Below are 17,384 nucleotides of genomic sequence, written 5' to 3' on the forward strand. Positions count from 1 at the left end.
TGGCAGCATGGCTTGCATGATGATCGCCTTCTCCCGGTTTCGACCTCTCGCCCCTGGCGCACCGCCAGCGACAGGCCAGCCATGATGCATCCTTTCTCGCCGGAAGAATGGATGATCATTGCCTTGTCGTTGCGCATCAGCCTCGTCGCGATGACGGCCATGCTGCCTTTCGCCTTCGCACTGGCGTGGATATTGGCGCGCTGGCGCTTTCCGGGCAAATTCCTGCTCGATGCCCTGGTCCACCTGCCGCTGGTCGTGCCGCCTGTGGTGACCGGATGGCTGTTGCTGATCCTGTTCGGCGCGCAGGGGCCGGCGGGTCGATGGCTGAACGAATGGTTTGGCGTGACCCTGATGTTCCGCTGGACCGGCGCCGCACTGGCCTCCGCTATCATGGCCATGCCGCTCATGGTGCGGGCCATGCGCCTGTCCATCGAAGCGATCGACAGGCGGCTGGAGCAGGCAGCTTATAGCCTGGGCGCAGGGCGGACGCGCAGTTTTCTCACCATATCCCTGCCCCTTGCCGTCCCCGGAATCGTGGCGGGCGGGATATTGGGGTTTGCGCGGTGCATGGGGGAATTTGGTGCAACCATCACCTTCGTATCCAATATCCCCGGCGAAACCCAGACTTTGCCCATTGCCATCTATGCGGCGATGCAGATGCCCGGTGGCGAAGCACTGGTCACGCGGCTGGCGCTGATTTCACTGGCGCTTTCGCTTGGCGCGCTGATCGCGGCGGAACTTATCGCCCGGCGGATGTCGGCCGGAAGGAACGGGCATGCTGATCGACATTGATGTGCGACGCCGCGTAGGGGAGCGGGACATCGGCGTTGTCATGCGCAGCGATGCCGGGATCAGCGCACTTTTCGGCCCGTCCGGCATTGGCAAGACGACGATATTGCACATGATCGCCGGCCTGCTGCGCCCTGACCATGGCCATATCCGCATCGGCGACGCGTTATTGTTCGATCATGCCGCTGGCATCGACCTGCCGGCCCGTCAGCGCGGTTGCGGCTATGTCTTCCAGGACGGCCGCCTGTTCCCGCACATGCGGGTCCGGGCCAATCTGCTTTACGGCCGTCGTGGGGCCGGGCCGATCGACCTGCCGACGATCGTCGATCTGCTCGGCCTGCACGGCCTGCTCGATCGCTGGCCTGCGACCCTGTCGGGCGGCGAAGCGCAACGTGTCGCGATTGGCCGCGCCTTGTTGTCGGGTCCGCAGATATTGTTGATGGACGAACCTTTTTCCTCGCTGGACCATGCGCGCAAGCACGCATTGCTGGCTCTGATCCGCGACATTCATGCGCAAACGGGCATAGCGATCCTTTATGTCACGCATGATCTTACCGAACTGGATGCACTCGGCGCCGCGCGGATAGATGTGCGCGATCCCACCTGACATCGGCTGCGGTTGTACTTGCCCCCGACTTGTTGTAGCCCGGCCTCACAGGATCACAGGGGACGTCAAATGATCTGGACAATGCATGTCATTGTTCAATCGTCATTTTCATAAGGAATATCGACCAGCGTCCGCCGGATCAGACTGCCAGCCAATGCCCGGAAAGCCATAGACAGACTGATGACGACAATCACGATCTGCGCCATCATGAAAAATGAAGCGCCATACATTCTGGAATGGATTGCCTATCACAAGGCGATCGGGATCGACAATTTTGTCATTTACGACAATGTCAGTAGCGATGAATCCTACAAAATGCTGGTGGCGCTGGACCGGGCGAACATCATCAAATGCTATTCCCAGCCTAGCGACGGTGGCGGCTCGCCGCAGTTGAAGGTCTATAATCATTGTCTGCGCAACCATGGCGCCTCCACGCAGTTCATGGCGTTCCTTGATGCGGACGAGTTTCTGGTTCCGCTCGATGGCGTCGATGCCGTGGACTGGATCGCATCCACGTTCGACAGCAATCCGGACATGACCGCCATGGCAGTCAACTGGAAGATTTTCGGATCGGCGGGCAAGATACGGGCCGAACCCGGCCTGGTCATGGAACGCTTCCAGCAAGCCGCAGCCGGCGCCAACCGGGTATTCAAATCGATCGTCCGCCCCGGCGCCGTGCGGGAGATGGCGATCCATTACGCCTTTCTGAACGACGGTCGCTATGGCGACGAAAAGGGCAGGCCGGTCGAGTTCATGCCAGAGCCGGGCGGCGTTCCGGGCCGGATCAGTGCGCCCAGTTCGGACCGGTTGCGCGTCAATCATTATATGATCAAGTCGGTCGAGGAATATGCGATCAAGCGCAATCGCGGGAACGCCAACTATTCGATCGAACATCCCGAAAAATTCAAGCGTTTCGACGACGAATATTTCCGTCAGGCCGACCGGAACGAGGTGCATGACCAGGCAGCGCTGCGCTTCCTGGAAGCGACCAAGGATCGCATCGAGGATTTGAAGGAGCATATCGGCAGTCTGGCGGGCTGACGGTAAATGTCGATATGACATGCCCGGCAGTGACAAGATGAGGCCCGGAACGGCTTGAACGATAAAACCGCTCATAACGACGAAAATGGCACCGAGGATCGCCTCGCGGCGATGGAGGCGCGCATCGCCCAGCTGGAAGCCCAGATCGCGACGCTCACACAGGCGCCCCCGGGATCGGACACCGCATCATGGTCCAGCAGCGGCTTTCCCGTGCTGGCGAGGGGCACGGTCGTGACGGCCAAGACGCCCGAGGATTTCGTCCGCTTTCTCGCCTCGGGCTGGTGGGATATGGAACCCTGGGGGGTTTGGGGGCGCGATTACCAGCATGCGGTGCGCTTCCATATTCCCGATTATCAGGGCGGCTATGTCGAGGTGACCCTTCACCTTCAGGCCTTCCTGCCGCCGAACGGTGACCCCATGGATGTCCATATCACCGCCAATGGCGTCTTCCTTGGCCGCCATGCCCTGCGCACGGCAGTGAGGCCTTTCCGCCTGCGCCTGCCGCCTGCGGCAATCGGCCATGGCGACGTCATCCTGTATCTGCAATGTACCGACCCGAAATTGCCGGCCAGCTTCAGCGACAGTGCCGATCGCCGTCTCCTGGGAGCGGGTCTGGTCGCGCTTGGCCTTTGTTGATGAACCAGCGTCCGGCCGCAGAAAATGCCGGCCGGATCGGACCAACGCCCGCCGGCCAGCTCTTGATTCCTTCCCCTTATCTGGACCGGCCCGCAAAACCGGTTTGCACGACGCAACGAATGGGCGCCAAACCGACCTGAAAAGCGGTCTGCGCCCCTCGACCGGGGCAGGAAAAGAAGAGTAACCGATTGGAACCCCACCCGAGCGATTCGGAATATTTCTCCAAGGAGCATGAATAGGACGATGGCAAATCTGATTGTGACGGGCGGCGCGGGCTTCATCGGCGCGAATTTCGTGCATCATTGGCGCAAGGTTTCGCCCCAGGACAATATTATCGTGCTGGATGCCCTGACCTATGCCGGCAATCCTGCCAATATTGCCGGACTGGACGGTGTCGAACTGGTCGAAGGCGATATTTGCGATACCGCGCTGGTATCTCGACTGATGGACGATCATGCAATCGACACGATCGTGCATTTCGCCGCGGAAAGCCATGTCGATCGCTCGATCACCGGTCCCGACGCTTTTGTCACCACCAATGTCGTGGGTACCCACAGCCTGCTCAAGGCCGCAAAGACGGCTTGGCTGGACAAGGGCTGCGGTCGCCCGCATCGCTTCCATCATGTGTCGACGGATGAGGTCTACGGATCGCTGGAAATGGACGATCCGGCGTTCAGCGAAACCACGCCCTATTCGCCCAATTCCCCCTATTCCGCGTCCAAGGCGGGATCGGATCATCTGGTGCGGGCCTATCACCACACCTATGGGCTGGAAACGACGACCAGCAACTGCTCCAACAATTACGGCCCTTACCAGTTTCCCGAGAAACTGATCCCGCTATTCACGCTCAACGCGCTGTCCGGTCGCAACCTGCCCATTTATGGCGATGGCCTCAATGTGCGCGACTGGCTGCATGTGGAGGATCATTGCGTCGGCATCGAACTGATCCTGCGCAAGGGGCGGATCGGCGAAACCTACAATGTGGGTGGCGGCCAGGAATTGCCGAACATCGAGGTCGTGCGTGAAATCTGTCGCGGCGTTGATGCCGCCTTCGCGGAAAATCCCGACCTTGCAAAGATTTTCCCCGACGCACCGGCCGCGCGCGGCGGCTCCTCGGCCGATCTCATGACCTATGTCGAAGACCGCAAGGGCCATGACCGGCGCTATGCAATCGACGAGAGCAAGATCCGCGGTGAACTGGGCTACGAACCTGCCCGCGATTTCCCGCAGGGCTTTGCCGAAACGTTGCGCTGGTATCTGAGCAACGAGAACTGGTGGCGGCCGCTGGTCGAACGCGCCAAGATTGCCCGCTGACAGCCGGCGGACCACACTGCCTGATTCGCCTACCAGATGCCCGCCAAGGATCGTTCATGAAGCTCGACATCATCATCCCGGTCTATCGTAACGCCGACCTGGTCGAGGCCTGTCTGGATTCGTTGAACGCCCATGTCGGCGAGGTCGCGGCGCATGCGCCCCGGATCATCGTCATCAACGATTCGCCCGACGATGAGATCGTGGCCGCGCTGCTCGCCAGATATCGGCAGCGCGGCCTGATCCAGGAATTGCTGACCAACGGCCAGAATACCGGTTTCGTCGCCAGCGTGAACAAGGGCCTTGCCCTGTCCCGGGCCCGGGGCGCGGCCGCCCTGCTGGTCAACAGCGATACGTTGACCTACAAGAATACGCTGGCCGAAATGATGGCGGTCCTGCAGGCGGACCCGCAGATCGGCTTCGTCTGCCCCCGCTCCAACAACGCATCCATTTCGACCTTCCCGCAGGCGCCGCACGCCATGTCGGGCATCTTCGTGATGCCCGACGCCTGTTATGCGGCATGGCAATCGGTACAATCCTACCTCCCTCGCTATAGCTGGGCGCCGACGGCGGTTGGCTTCTACATGCTGATCGCGCCGTCGGTCGTCCTCAATTTCGCGCCGCTCGATGCAGCGTTCGGCATCGGCTATGAGGAGGAAAATGACCTGGTGATGCGCGCCGGCAAGGTCGGCTTCCGCGCGGTGCTGGCCAACCATGCCTATGCCTATCATGCCGGTTCCGCCTCCTTCCTGTTGCAGGACATCGACCTGAAAGGGCAGAGGGAAGGCAATCTTCAGAAGATGACCAGGCGCCATCCCGAGTTCCTGCCTCTGGTCCAGGCCTATGAGGCGTCGGCAGATTATCGGGCAGAGCTGAAAATCCGGCAGATGGTGCCGACTACAGACGGCCGGCTGAAAATTGCAATCAACCTGCTGACCTTCGGTCGTCACCATAATGGCACCACCGACCATATGATGCATTTCATTCGCTGGTGCGAACGGTGGGCACCGGACAATGTCGATATCTACGTCATTTGCGAACAGTCGGTCGCCCGCTTTCACGGCATCGACAAGATGCAGCGGATCAAGCAGCGCCGCGAATGCGATCCGGTCTATGCGGTTGCAATCATGCCGGGCCAGCCGTTCGACCTTCAGACCGTCCGTACGATGGAGCATCTGGCGCCCGTCACCATCTATGGCATGCTTGACGTCATCGCGCTCGATTGCAGCCATCTGCGCGCGGACAACGGCCTGGAAACCCTCTGGGCCTATATCGCGCGGCACGCCAACGGACTGTTCTTCAACAGCCGCTTTTCCGAAACGACCTTCCGCAATCGCTTCCCCCGTCAATTCACGGCACCGGCCTATACCCATTTGCTGCCGACCAGACTGGCCGCTTATGCCGGGCGCTATGAAAGGGCCGAACGTGGGCGCGACCATGTGCTCGTGATGGGCAATCACTTCCCGCACAAGGCGTCGCATGAGGTCGGTGCCCTGATTGCCGAGGCCCATCCCAGCCTGTCGCTGACCATTTTGGGTGGCGAAACCAAGGTGGAGGGCAATGCCCGCACCGTACAGTCCGGCACCCTGCCCGACGAGTTGATGAACGACCTGTTCGCGCGCAGCAGCGCGGTCGTCCTGCCCTCTTATTATGAAGGCTTCGGCCTCTCGATCATGAACGCCCTGGCTCTGGGCAAGCCCGTGATCGCGCGGGACATTCCGCCAACGCGGGAAATCCTCGCCACCTTCGGCAAGGCTGAAGGCATATTCCTGTTCACCGACAATCGTGAAGTCCCCGCCCTCATCGGCAAGGCGATCGCGGCCGAGAAATCGACCGTCGAGGAAAAGGGCGGCAGTGACTGGGATCAATGGTCCAAGGGGCTGTTCGAATTTGCCATGGGCTTGGCCAGAAGCCCGGACCTGCATGATCGCCTGGTCGGCCGGATCGAAGCGGCGGACGCGCTGCACGGCACGCCGGGCGCATTGTCCGCCGGTTCGGCACATGTTTCGGGAAGCGCCCCCAGTCTGGGCAGCGCGGGCAGCATCGTGCGGATCGCCGACCTGCTGCAACTGCGTGGCGACGCTTTTGTCCAGGCTGCCTACCGGCAATTGCTGGGGCGCCCCGCCGATCCGGCGGGCCTGGAACATCATATCGCGCTACTTGCGCGTGGGACGACCAAGGCCCAGATCATCGAGGCATTTCTGGAAACCGACGAGTTTCTGGAGCGCCGGACCCCGGTCAGCGTCGTCGGGCGCGAGTTGCTGCGCAAAACACGCTGGCCCAAGGCGATCCGGTTGCCGTCGCTCCGCCATGATGCGCCGGCGGAAGATATGGCGGCAGCAGAGGATACTGCGCCTGCGCCGGCACCGCCAACCCCGCCTGCTCCGCCTGCTCCGCCTGCTCCGCAACCCGTCGCTGCCCCGCCGCCGCCTGCACCACAAGCCGCGCCGCGCCCTGCTACAAACGGGTTGACGGTCCGGATCGCCGATTTGTTGGCGCTCGATGGCGCGGATTTTGTCGATGCCTTCTACCGGCGCCTTATGGGCCGCGAAGCAGACGATGGGGGGCTGGCGCACCATGTCGCATTGCTGGATCGTGGCGTGTCCAAGGTCGACATATTGCGCTCGATCCTGAAGACCGACGAATGCGTGCGACATAGCGCTATGGTCAAGATCGAAGGGCTGGAACTGCTGGACCCGCCCGCCAGCGGCCGCAAGGGCAGGAACAAGGGGCAAAGCCCTGCGCCTGCGCCGTTGGTAACGGAACCCGCTGCCACGCCTCCCCCGCCTGCGCCACCTGCGCCACCTGCTCCGCCTCAGCCTGATGCGTCCGGGAAGCCCGTCGTCGACATCGGTGGAATGCTGGCTCTGGACAATGCCACCTTCGTCCACGCCTTTTACGAACAGCTATTGGGCCGCCCGGCCGACACTGCTGGCCTGAACCACCACCTCGCCTTGCTGGAGCGGGGCGAAACCAAGGTCGGCATTTTGCGCTCCATTCTACAGTCCGGCGAATATCAGGACCGTGCCAGCACCATCATCGTCACAGGGCGAGAGCATCTGGAATTTCCGCGCAAGGACGGATGGTCGGCCCGATTTCAAAAGATGGTGAAGCATTGATCGCGGCGTGATCGTCCCCTTTTGCACGCCCTGACGCTGGAACCGGACAGGCCTTTGAGATACCCCCTCAAGCTGCAATGGTCGGTGAAGATGGGTGCCTTTTGCAGCAATGCCCCCATCTCGCCGTGTCAACCGGCGAAGATCGATCTTGGTCAGGCTCTGGGCGCCATTGCCGGGCTGGCCGAATAGAACCCATCGCTGCATCCTGACCCGACACAGCCAGCTTTGCTTCATAATTGCCTCACTAGCATAGGGTCGTCGCCCCAAGACTGGAGGTCCATATGAAGCCATTCGCCCCGATCATCCTGATGGGCCTGCTCGCCATTTCGGGCAGCGCGACCTCGGCTCAGCCGCAAGGCGAGCGCAGCGAGGTCGTCGCGCCCGTGTGGGCTGGTCAACCCGTCGGCTTTGCGATGATCATAGCCGGCCCTCGCCTCTATATCGGCTATTATGGCGGCGACCGGCAATTAGTCGTCGCCAGCCGTGCCGTCAGCGGCGGCCCCTGGCAACGGCAGACGCTGGACACCGCCGTGGGCTGGGACAGCCATAATGCGATCACCATGACCACCGACAGCGCAGGCCGCCTGCATGTCGCGGCCAACATGCATGTCTCGCCCATGACCTATTATATGTCCGACACGTCCGGCGCCGTATCATCATTGCGGCGCGTCCCTGTTCTGGTCGATGCCGCGCAGGAGCAACGGGTCACCTATCCGACGTTCCTGAAGGACAAGGATGGGCGCCTCATCTTTCGCTACCGCGACGGGATGAGCGGTTCCGGCAATGATATCTATTCGGTCTTCGACGCATCGACCCTGCGCTGGCGCCGTATGACCGCAACGCCGGTTCTCGATGGCGAAGGCAAGCGCAACGCCTATGCCACCGGGCCGACGCTGGGACCGGATGGCTGGTTCCACATGGTCTGGCTGTGGCGGGACAGCCCGGCCGCCGAAACCAATCATGATCTCAGCTATGCCCGCAGCCGCGATCTGGTTCACTGGGTTCGCTCGTCCGGCGACGTTCAGCCGCTGCCCATCCAGCTCGGAAATTCCGAAATCGTCGATCCCGTTCCCGTTCATGGCGGCATCATAAACGGTAATATCCCCTTCGGCTTCGATGCGCAGAAGCGGATCATGATCGCCTATCACAAGTTCGATCAGAATGGCGATACCCAGGTCTATCTCGCCCGGCGCGAGAGAAATGGATGGCATATCGCCCAGGCCAGTCGCTGGACCGGCTATCGCTGGGATTTCAAGGGCGGTGGCACGCTGTCCGGTGAAATGAAGATTGCAGAACCCTATCAACGCGGTCCGGTAATCGTCCTGCCTATCGCCCGGCAGGGCAAGGGGATGCAGTTACGACTGGCGGCCGATAGCCTGTTGCCGACCAATGCCCCCCTGCCCCAGACCAGAGCAGCCCCGGTCGCCGGCTGGACCACGGTAAACGCGCCAGCAGGAATGAAGCTGAATGTGCTGACCGCCCAAGGCAACGGCAGGCGTTTCCGCCTGACCTGGCCGACCCTGCCCAACAATCGCGATCAGCCGCGCGCCAAGGCGCCGGCCGCCACCGAACTACGCCTGTCCGAACAGCCGCAATAGCGGCCCGTTCATTCGAAGGCGGCAAGGCTCGCTGCGCGAATGCCCCGATATTCGGGCTGGGCGGCGATTGCGGCGATCGCCTTGTCCCGCTCTTCCGGCGCCAGATCATTCAGCTTGCTCCGCGCCATGTCGAAGATGCTGCTGCGCAAATCCGGTTGCCCCTGAAGGAAGCGCTGGGTCACTTCCAGGATCAGATGGGTAGGCTGCACCAGATCGACCAGCCCGATATCCAGCGCCGCCGGACGATAGGTATAGATCACTTCGGGAAAGAAGCTGGAGAAGGCCGCCGCCATATTGGTGCCAAAACTATCGCCGAAGATCAGCAATCTGCCGGCATAGGCAGCATCGGGATTGCGATAGATGGCGATATTGCCCTGATTGCGGACGCCATTGTTGAATATGATCCGCCCGGCCATATCATCGGAAAACATCATTTCATAATGCGCGAAATGCGGTTTCGCCTTGATCCCGAGGTCACCGAAACGCTGCACCAAGCGGAAATTCTGCGGCCTGGCCTTCTTTGCCTCGTCGCGATCATAACCCCATTGATCGAGTACGGCCACCGCCGCCATCGAAGCGCCCAGATCGGTCCAATGCGTATCGCCGGTGCAATAGGAAAAATTGCGGGTATTACGCAACGCCCAGTAGGGAACGAAAATCCGACCACCAAAGCGGGCCTTGAAATCGTCGAACAGTCGCCCTTTCGCCTGCTTCAGGGGATATTTATCAGGGAAAATCTCTTCCTTGGCCGGTGCCACGAGAAAGCAGCCTGTGATATCCCGCTCCGCCGTCAGGGCCTCAAGCGACTGAAGCGTCTTTTCCCATCCCTGTGCCGTTTCGTCCGACAGACGGGTCGGTTTCGTGAACTGCCCGACGCTGTCATTGCTATCCCCGGCCAGGAAGAAGTAACCGTCCTTCCCTTCGATCGCATAGGGCTTGTCCGCCTGTTCGATCATGCCGCCGTCATCCCTGCAACCACTGCGGCGGTCGCCTCGCGCAATGCCGTCATGTCAGGCGCGGCAAAGGCGGCCTTCACCATTGGCGCATAGTCGGGATAGCGTTTCGTCACCACATCGACGCCAGCTTTGATCAGCTTGTCCTTCTCGCCCTTGAAGCTGGCCGTGCGGACATGGAAGACAAAGGCCCAGGGCGAAATCAGATTCACCCAGCCTGCCTTCATGCCCCGCAGGCAGAAGTCATTCTCTTCGCCATAACCGCGCGGGAAGCCCTCTTCGTCAAAAGTGCCGCACTGGTCCATCATCGCGCGCCGGATGAACAGGCAGAAGCCCGATCCGGTCGGCACTTCGGGCGCCTTGCAAGCGAATGCGCCCTGCACCATCGCCAGTGCATATTCCTCATACCCCAGATGCGCAGGCTTGTCGCATTTCTGGTTGAAGACGGGGAAGGAGAAGGCGCCGGAATTGTCGCCCATCGCGGTCACCGTTCCGACCTGCGGCCGGCTATAGGCGGTGGCACGAAGCCCTTCCAGCCATTTGGGGGTGACGATCGTATCGCTGTTGAGCAGCACGACATCGCGGCCTTGCGCCTGCGCGATCCCCATGTTGATCGTCCGGGTATAGCCCAGATTTTGCGGCGACCGCTGGATGGTGAGCCCTGGCGTGCCGGCAAAACTGTCCAGTAGCGGCCCGATCGCGGCGTCCGGGCTGCCATCGTCGATCACCAGCACTTCCGTCTGCCGCAGATCGGTATGTTTGAGTACCGAGGTGATGCAGGCCCGCACTTCCTCCGGCGCGTTGTATACGGGAATGATGATCGTGGTCGGCAATGCCGCGCCGATCGTCTGCGCAGAAATCGGCAATGGCTGGTCGGACGCCGCTCCGCCCTCGGCGCGCATAGGCAGCCCGCTGATCCGTTCATAGGCCAGCATCACCTGCTCGCCCAGTCGCTGCTGCGAGAAGTTGGCGGTGACGAAGGCATGCCCCTTCTCGCCCATGGCCGCGATCTTTTCATCATGCTCGCACAGATCGACCACGGCATCGACCACCCCGCCAATATCGCGGAACGGCACCATGTACCCAGTCTCTCCATCCTGGACCAGTTCCGGCAGCGCGCCCCAGCGATAGGCGATGACCGGTCGTTTCGCTGCCATGGCTTCCGCAACGGTGCGGCCGAAGGATTCGGCAAATGTCGACAGGTTCAACAGGACATTGAGTTCGAGCATCGCTGCGCGTGCGCTGTCCTTGTAACCGGCAAAGACCAGATTGTCCGGCCGCTCGCCGTTTGCGACTTCCTCCATCCAGATGTCGATCTGCGGCGTCCGGGGACCGATGATGACGAACTTCGCCCGATCGGTCCGCGCGGCGGCAAGCCGTGCCACCTCCACGAAATCGGCGATCCCCTTCTTGGGAATGTTGGAACTGACAATGCCGAATTTGATGCCGTTGCCGAAGATGTTCCGCATCTCGAAATCTTCGGCGCTGATCGCGTTGGGGACATAGAGGGTGCGGTCCCCCCGCGCGAACAGGTCGCAGGTCGCGCGGCTGTTACCGATCAGCCAGTCGGTATTGCCGAACACAGCGCTGACGATCTCGCCAGTCGTCTGTTTCATCCGCTCCTGCAACCCTTCGTCCAGCGAGATGAGTTCACGAACATGGGTCAGCGCGACGCGGCCCATGCGCCGGGCCGCAACGATAGGCTCCAGCAACACAATGGTATTGGCATGGACGACATCCACCGCATGACGGGCGATGATGTCGGCAAAGTCCAGCGCCAGCCAGGCATAAGCGGCTCGCTTGTCCATCCATTGCGGGTAATGGAAGGCATAGGCGCCCGCGCACAGCTTCTGGATGCGCTTGATATAGTCGCGATTATTGTCGCTCGGCAGGGTCATGATGACATTGACCGGCATCTTGGCCAACGCCTCCAGCACATCCAGCAGGCTGCGCTCGCCCCCGAACAGCTGGTGTCCGGAGATATGGGCGCACAACAGGATGGTGGGCCTGGACGGGTCGACGTCCTTGAACCCGCGATACCAGACCGGCCCGCGCGGCATTTCCGCCTGGCCGCGCAGGGGACTGCCAAGATAAGCGAGGCGGTTTTCCGTCTTCGGCTGCGCCGCCACACCCTTCGGCAAGGTGACAGGCCGCAAACCGGGCACCGCCTTGGCCGCGGACTCGAAAGCCGCCAGATTGGTCAGGCCCCAGCGCTGGTCCGGTTCCAGATAGGTGCCTTCGGCCCATTCGTTCCAGGCATTGATGAACATCATCGTCTCGGGCGCCGGATTATGGCGGTTGTCCTGATCCAATATGCCCTTGACCCAGCGGCGGAAGCCATAGGGCGTCGCCCCGCGGAAGATGCGCGCGTCGGTCAGCCGGCGGGCGGTATTGTCCCAACCCAGCATCGACCCGCGATGGACCGGCCATTCATAACCGGCCGCATATTTCTCCACATCGCCATCGGCCACGGCGTTATAGTCGAAAATTTCGCCACCAAAGTCCTTGTGCCGGTCATGGACCTGGTCGCGCAGATCGACGCGGACGCCTTCATGCGGGGGGAACAGCACATAGCTGTCCAGGCCATGTTCCTGCGGTTGCCCGCCCAGCGTTTCGAGGCCGAAGCGAACCGCGCACAAATGGATTTCGCCCAGGCCCGCCTTGCGACATTCCTCACGCCATATCCGCGCCGTTTCCAGCCAGTTGGGAATGATCGAAATGCGATAGACGAGCAGGACCGGCTTGCCGCAATAGCGTATCCAGCGCGGGTCCTTCATCATCGGGATCATCTCGTGAATGAAGGCGATATTGCTTTCCAGCGAATATTGCTGCTCCATCAGCACATGGCGGTTCTGCCCATCCCAGTTGCGCGACCAGTTCTCATTGGCCCAGCATACGCAGAAGCCGGTATCGACCCGGGAAGATTTGGCCAGTTGCTCGATCGGATGGTTCAACAGCTTCTTTCCGTTGAACCAGTAGTAATAAAAGCAGAAACCGTGGATGCCGAACTGGCGCGCCAGATCGGCCTGCGCAACCTGCGTATCTTCCAGCCGCAGGTCATAATAGCCCAGATCCGCCGGTACGCGCGGTTGATAATGATGGCGGAACAGCGGACGCCCACGCACCACGTTCGACCATTCGGTAAAGCCCTTGCCCCACCAGGTGTTGTTTTCCGGGATGGGGTGGAATTGCGGCAGGTAGAAGGCCACCGCCTTCACCACCCGATCCGCCGGAGCAGCCGGCACGCTGCGCGCCGCCGGGCGCACGTCCAGCGCGGATTCGCGCGCCGCGGCCGTGAGCATGGCGAGGACAGTGGGGCGCCCGGGGAATTTTCCGCCGGCGCCATCGGCCGTCATTTCGGCCGGCCTGACCGTCGCCCCCAGCATCCGCGACAGGAAAGGCTTGAACCACAGGCCCCATCCGGCCGGCATGTCGAACGGGGTCTGACCAAGCGACAGGCCCAGGCGCGGCAAGGCGGTGTTGAGCGCCGTCAGCAAAGATGCCTGCGCCGGGTCGCCCCGGTCCAGGCTGGCGAACCGATCGCTGGCAATGCCCCATTGCGCGTCCGCGCAAAAACCATCATGCAAACCCAGCAGGCGGCCGACATCCTCATCCGTCACCGAGCCACCGGCATCCTGCGGCGACAGCCACAATATGTCGCCATAGCTATCCAGCGCGCCCGATCCAGCCAGCCGCGCAAATCCACGCGCATTGCCAACCTCATCCGCATCGCCGAGCAAGGTCAACGATCGAACCGAAGCCGGGAAAGCCCCCACAGCCAGCCTGTTTGCCGCACCAAGCAGGAACAGATCGAACGCCGCAGGCACCCGGCCGAGGAGGCGGTCGATCGTCGCGCCATCCTGCGCCGTGATGACATTGACGACCAGCGCCAAAGGTGCGTTGGGCTCCAGCCCGCGCAGGCCAAAGGCATCGGTGGCGTGGCGCAGCACCCAGGCCGCGCCATCCGGCGCCGTTTCCGTGGGGCCGCCGGACACTGGCTGCGCCATCGGCGGCAAGGGTTGCCGTCCCTCGCTCTTCCCGAACCGCACATAGTGGACAATCGCGTGCATGCCCGCGGCCGACACGTCAGGATAGGTATCCATATAGTGACTTGTATCGAAACCAGGGCCGGGATCGCGCTTCAGCAACAGGCCGAAACGGACGAAATGTTCCAGCGGCTCCATGTCCAGCAACGCGGCATCGGGAAAATTCTGTACATACCAGTCCCGATCGAACAGGCCCGACTGGTCTATTTCCTTGGCCAGTTCTTCAAAATTCAACATCGTCAGCCCTTGTTGCGATCAGGCGCCATGGCACCCGCTCTCTATCTCGTCGGAGGTCGGTCAGTTCGCTCTGTAGCGTTTTGGAGGTCGGCCGTTACCGATTTTTGCCATCCGCCATGGCCGCTGCGCTGCGGCGCAGTTCATCGACCGCCCGGGTCGGCGTCCGCCCCTCCTGCAGGCCAAACGCCACGAAATGCGCAGCCGCATCCATGCCCGCATCGCGAACGTCAGGGTTATTTTCCAGATACCAGCCCGCATCGAACAAGCCGTATTTCTCCAGCACCGCCTGCTGCCGACGCAGATTGACCTTGCGGGGCAGCAAGGGCGACGCGATCTGCGCGATGAACGCGTCCATCACGCGCACGAACAGCAGATAGAGCGAATCCGTCCGGCGCGACAGTTCGTGGCGGACGACGCGCAGATGGGCGAGGTCGGTTTCCTTTTCCTGCGCATCCTTCAATGCCGACATCAGCAGCGCAATTTCCTGATAGCGCGCCTGCATCGTCTTTTCATGGTCCAGTTCCGCCCTGGCCAGATGATCCTTCTCGGCCAGCAGTTCCGCCTGGGTCTTTTCCAGCTTCTCGTCCGTCAGGCGCAGTTGCTCTTCCCTGACGGTCCGTTCTTCCTGCTCGTCCTTCAACTGGCTACGCAGGAAGCGCAACTCTTCGGCGGCTTCCTCGGTTTCCAGCTGACGCTGCAACAGTGCGCTATGCGTCTGCGCCAACCGGCTTTCCAGATCGGACAATTGGACACCGCGCTCTTCCAGCACCTTGTCCCGTGCTTCGATCTCTTCCAGCCGCAGCTTGGCCACCTGCTCGATTTCGCCCTTGGCGTCCTTCAAGGCCTGTGCTTCCGCCCGTGCATTCTGGAGATGCTGGCCCAACCCCTGCACATCGGACCGCACCTTCTTCAGCACATCCTGATCCTTGACCGCCTGCTCGCGCGCGGCTTCCAGATATTCGTTGAGACTTTCGGTTTCGGCCTCACGGTTGACCAGGTCGCTGCGGACCTGCTCCAGTTCCTCGAACGCCTGCTTCAACTGGTCCTCAATGGCCAGTCGTTCCTGTTGCAACGTCGCCTGCTTGGCCCGCGACGCCGTCAGTTGCGCGCTCTGCAAGGATAATTGCTCGCCCTTGTTCTCGCCATCGCGCTCCAGCGCGGCGATCCGCTTCGCCTGTTCCGCAGCGCCTTCGCGCGCTTGCGCCAGAGCCTCTTCCACATTTTTGCGTTCCTCGGCGTCGGCATCACGCTGCTGCGCCAACGCATCCCGTTCCGCCTGCATGTCCGCTACCTTCGTGCCCAGCGCTGCCGCCTGCTCATCAAAGGCCCGCTGCCGGGCCTCCTCGGCATTTTTCGCAGCCTCCAGATCGGCTTGGAGCCGACCCAGCTGGACATCCCTGTCCGCAATGTCGCGGCGCAACCCCTGTTTTTCACCCTCGACCCAGGCCAGGTCATGACCAGCCTTGTCCAAAGCGGCCGCCGAGCGGACAAGCTCGACCTCGACAGCCGATTTCTCCAGCATCAGGGTCTGATAGGCCGAAAGTTGCTCGGTGAATTTGTCGGTCAGTTGCGACAGCCGGCCATCTGCGGCATCGCGCGCATCCATGGCCCCTTTCAACAGGGTGTCGCGTTCTGCCAGCGTCCGCTCATGCAGGTCGGCAGCCGCTCGCAAGGCGCCGATTTCGGCATTATGCTGCGCTGCCCTTGCCTGCAATTCATCGCGTGCGGCGTCGGCCTCGGCCAAGGCGGTATCGCGCTTCTGCAATTCCCGGCGGAAGGACGAAATCTTGTTCTGCCGCTCTTCCAGCGTCGCCGTCAGTTCCGCGACATGCTCGTCATTCCGGATCGCCGCATCCTGCAACGCCTTGATGGTCTGATTGCGTTCGCCCAGCAGCTTGTCCGAAAGCGCCGCGTCACCGGCACCGCCCTTACCGGCCAGCTTCTCCTGCAGCTCGGCGATGGTCTGGTCCAGCTTTTGGCGTTCACTGGCACGCCCGGCCTCTTCCTTGGCCAGTTTGCCGCGCGTACTGCTCAATTTGCGAGCCAGCAGCCCATGATCCCGCACGATCGGCGCAAAAATCGTCGCAGCCCGATTCACGTCAGCCCGGATCTGGTCCAGTATCGCCTGATCGGCCGGGTTCTCGCCATGCAGCGCCCAGGATCGCATGATGCGATATACGTCTGCGACCCATTCTGCCGCATGCGACAGCGGGCGGAAGATATCGTTGGTATCGCGATGATTACGAAGCGAACCGGACAGGTAATTGGCCACTTCGACAAATGCGCGCTCGGTCGAATCCGGAAGCGTCAGTTGAAGGCCCGTTTCCAGCTGCTCGATCTGCGCCCGCGGCGACTGGAGCAGCTCGTCATAGCTGACGAACGCCCTGCGCAGCGGCCTGCTGCCATGTTCCGCGTCCAGCATGTAGCGCAGCCACAAAAATGTGCTCGGAAAAGCATCGATGCCGAAATGCCGAGACAAGGACGCAGACACTTCTATCGGATTGCGCACCATGACGACTGCCAGCTGCGCGGACGGTTCGCCCAGCAGATCCGTCCAGAAGGGCTGCAACAGGCTGTTGCGGGGGTCCTTGAAAATGCGCGGCCTGTCGTCGGGGAATTCCGTCTTCAGCGCTTCTCGCGCCGCGGCCTGTATGCCGGCCAGATCGGCGGGCGGGACAAGCGACAGGTCAACACCGCGCCAGTCGGTCCATTCAACCTTGGCTGCCGCCAGCAATTGTGCGTTGATGTCGCCCAGCGGTTGCGATTCCCAGGGTTCAGCCCCCTCCTCCGCCTTCGCCGGTTCCCGCGTCGCCGGCGCCGCACATCCCAGCAGCGACAGCATGCGGGTGAGCACGCCACCGCCCGACAGCGGTGCACCCGAAATCAGGATGGTCGGTGCCTTCGCCGGCACATTCGACGGGCTTGCCGAAGACCCATTTTCTATAGTGGCGCCTGTAGCGTCCAGCGGCCCGGATATGCTTATCGAATTAGGACCACTCGACACTAACTTGCCCCACTTCAACTTCAGTTGCGAAAAACTTGCACCG

At 61.8% G+C, this 17,384-nt stretch carries 10 protein-coding genes; 7 read left to right on the plus strand and 3 right to left on the minus strand.

The window, feature by feature from the left end:
* Positions 1–81 precede the first annotated feature (81 nt).
* From modB to ACNHGR_RS10200, 7 genes are all read left to right on the plus strand, one after another.
* The gene (modB, locus tag ACNHGR_RS10170) at positions 82–792 is read left to right on the plus strand and encodes a molybdate ABC transporter permease subunit (protein ID WP_475285844.1); all 711 of its coding nucleotides are present in this window, start codon (positions 82–84) and stop codon (positions 790–792) included.
* Positions 776–1,396 carry an ATP-binding cassette domain-containing protein gene (locus ACNHGR_RS10175; protein ID WP_475285845.1) on the plus strand — a complete coding sequence of 207 codons (621 nt, stop codon included), beginning with the start codon at positions 776–778 and terminating at the stop codon, positions 1,394–1,396. Before modB ends, ACNHGR_RS10175 begins: the two co-directional genes overlap by 17 nt.
* A gap of 180 nt (positions 1,397–1,576) precedes the next feature.
* Positions 1,577–2,437 (plus strand): glycosyltransferase family 2 protein, encoded by an 861-nt coding sequence (locus ACNHGR_RS10180; protein WP_475285847.1) that lies wholly within the window; start codon positions 1,577–1,579, stop codon positions 2,435–2,437.
* Between the two features lie 54 nt (positions 2,438–2,491).
* Positions 2,492–3,073, plus strand: a complete 582-nt coding sequence (locus ACNHGR_RS10185) for a hypothetical protein (RefSeq protein WP_475285849.1) — start codon at positions 2,492–2,494, stop codon at positions 3,071–3,073.
* A gap of 243 nt (positions 3,074–3,316) precedes the next feature.
* A complete protein-coding gene (gene rfbB, locus ACNHGR_RS10190) occupies positions 3,317–4,387 on the plus strand; it encodes a dTDP-glucose 4,6-dehydratase (protein ID WP_475285851.1) in 1,071 nt (356 codons plus the stop codon).
* Between the two features lie 56 nt (positions 4,388–4,443).
* Entirely contained in the window at positions 4,444–7,503 is a 3,060-nt protein-coding gene (locus ACNHGR_RS10195; protein WP_475285853.1) for a DUF4214 domain-containing protein, read from the plus strand.
* 281 nt (positions 7,504–7,784) lie between these two features.
* Positions 7,785–9,101 (plus strand): BNR repeat-containing protein, encoded by a 1,317-nt coding sequence (locus ACNHGR_RS10200; protein ID WP_475285855.1) that lies wholly within the window; start codon positions 7,785–7,787, stop codon positions 9,099–9,101.
* Between the two features lie 8 nt (positions 9,102–9,109).
* Here the strand turns inward: ACNHGR_RS10200 and ACNHGR_RS10205 are convergent, their stop codons facing one another.
* The 3 genes from ACNHGR_RS10205 to ACNHGR_RS10215 all read right to left on the minus strand — a co-directional run bounded on the left by ACNHGR_RS10205 (position 9,110) and on the right by ACNHGR_RS10215 (position 17,248).
* The gene (locus tag ACNHGR_RS10205) at positions 9,110–10,057 is read right to left on the minus strand and encodes a hypothetical protein (RefSeq protein WP_184266973.1); all 948 of its coding nucleotides are present in this window, start codon (positions 10,055–10,057) and stop codon (positions 9,110–9,112) included.
* Positions 10,054–14,337 carry a glycoside hydrolase family 99-like domain-containing protein gene (locus ACNHGR_RS10210; protein ID WP_475285858.1) on the minus strand — a complete coding sequence of 1,428 codons (4,284 nt, stop codon included), beginning with the start codon at positions 14,335–14,337 and terminating at the stop codon, positions 10,054–10,056. The genes ACNHGR_RS10205 and ACNHGR_RS10210 overlap by 4 nt, the downstream gene beginning before the upstream one ends.
* Before the next feature lie 94 nt (positions 14,338–14,431).
* On the minus strand, positions 14,432–17,248 hold the full coding sequence (locus ACNHGR_RS10215) for a hypothetical protein (RefSeq protein WP_475285859.1): 2,817 nt from the start codon (positions 17,246–17,248) through the stop codon (positions 14,432–14,434).
* Positions 17,249–17,384: the final 136 nt, after the last annotated feature.

The sequence above is a fragment of the Sphingobium sp. RS1 genome (assembly GCF_056156825.1).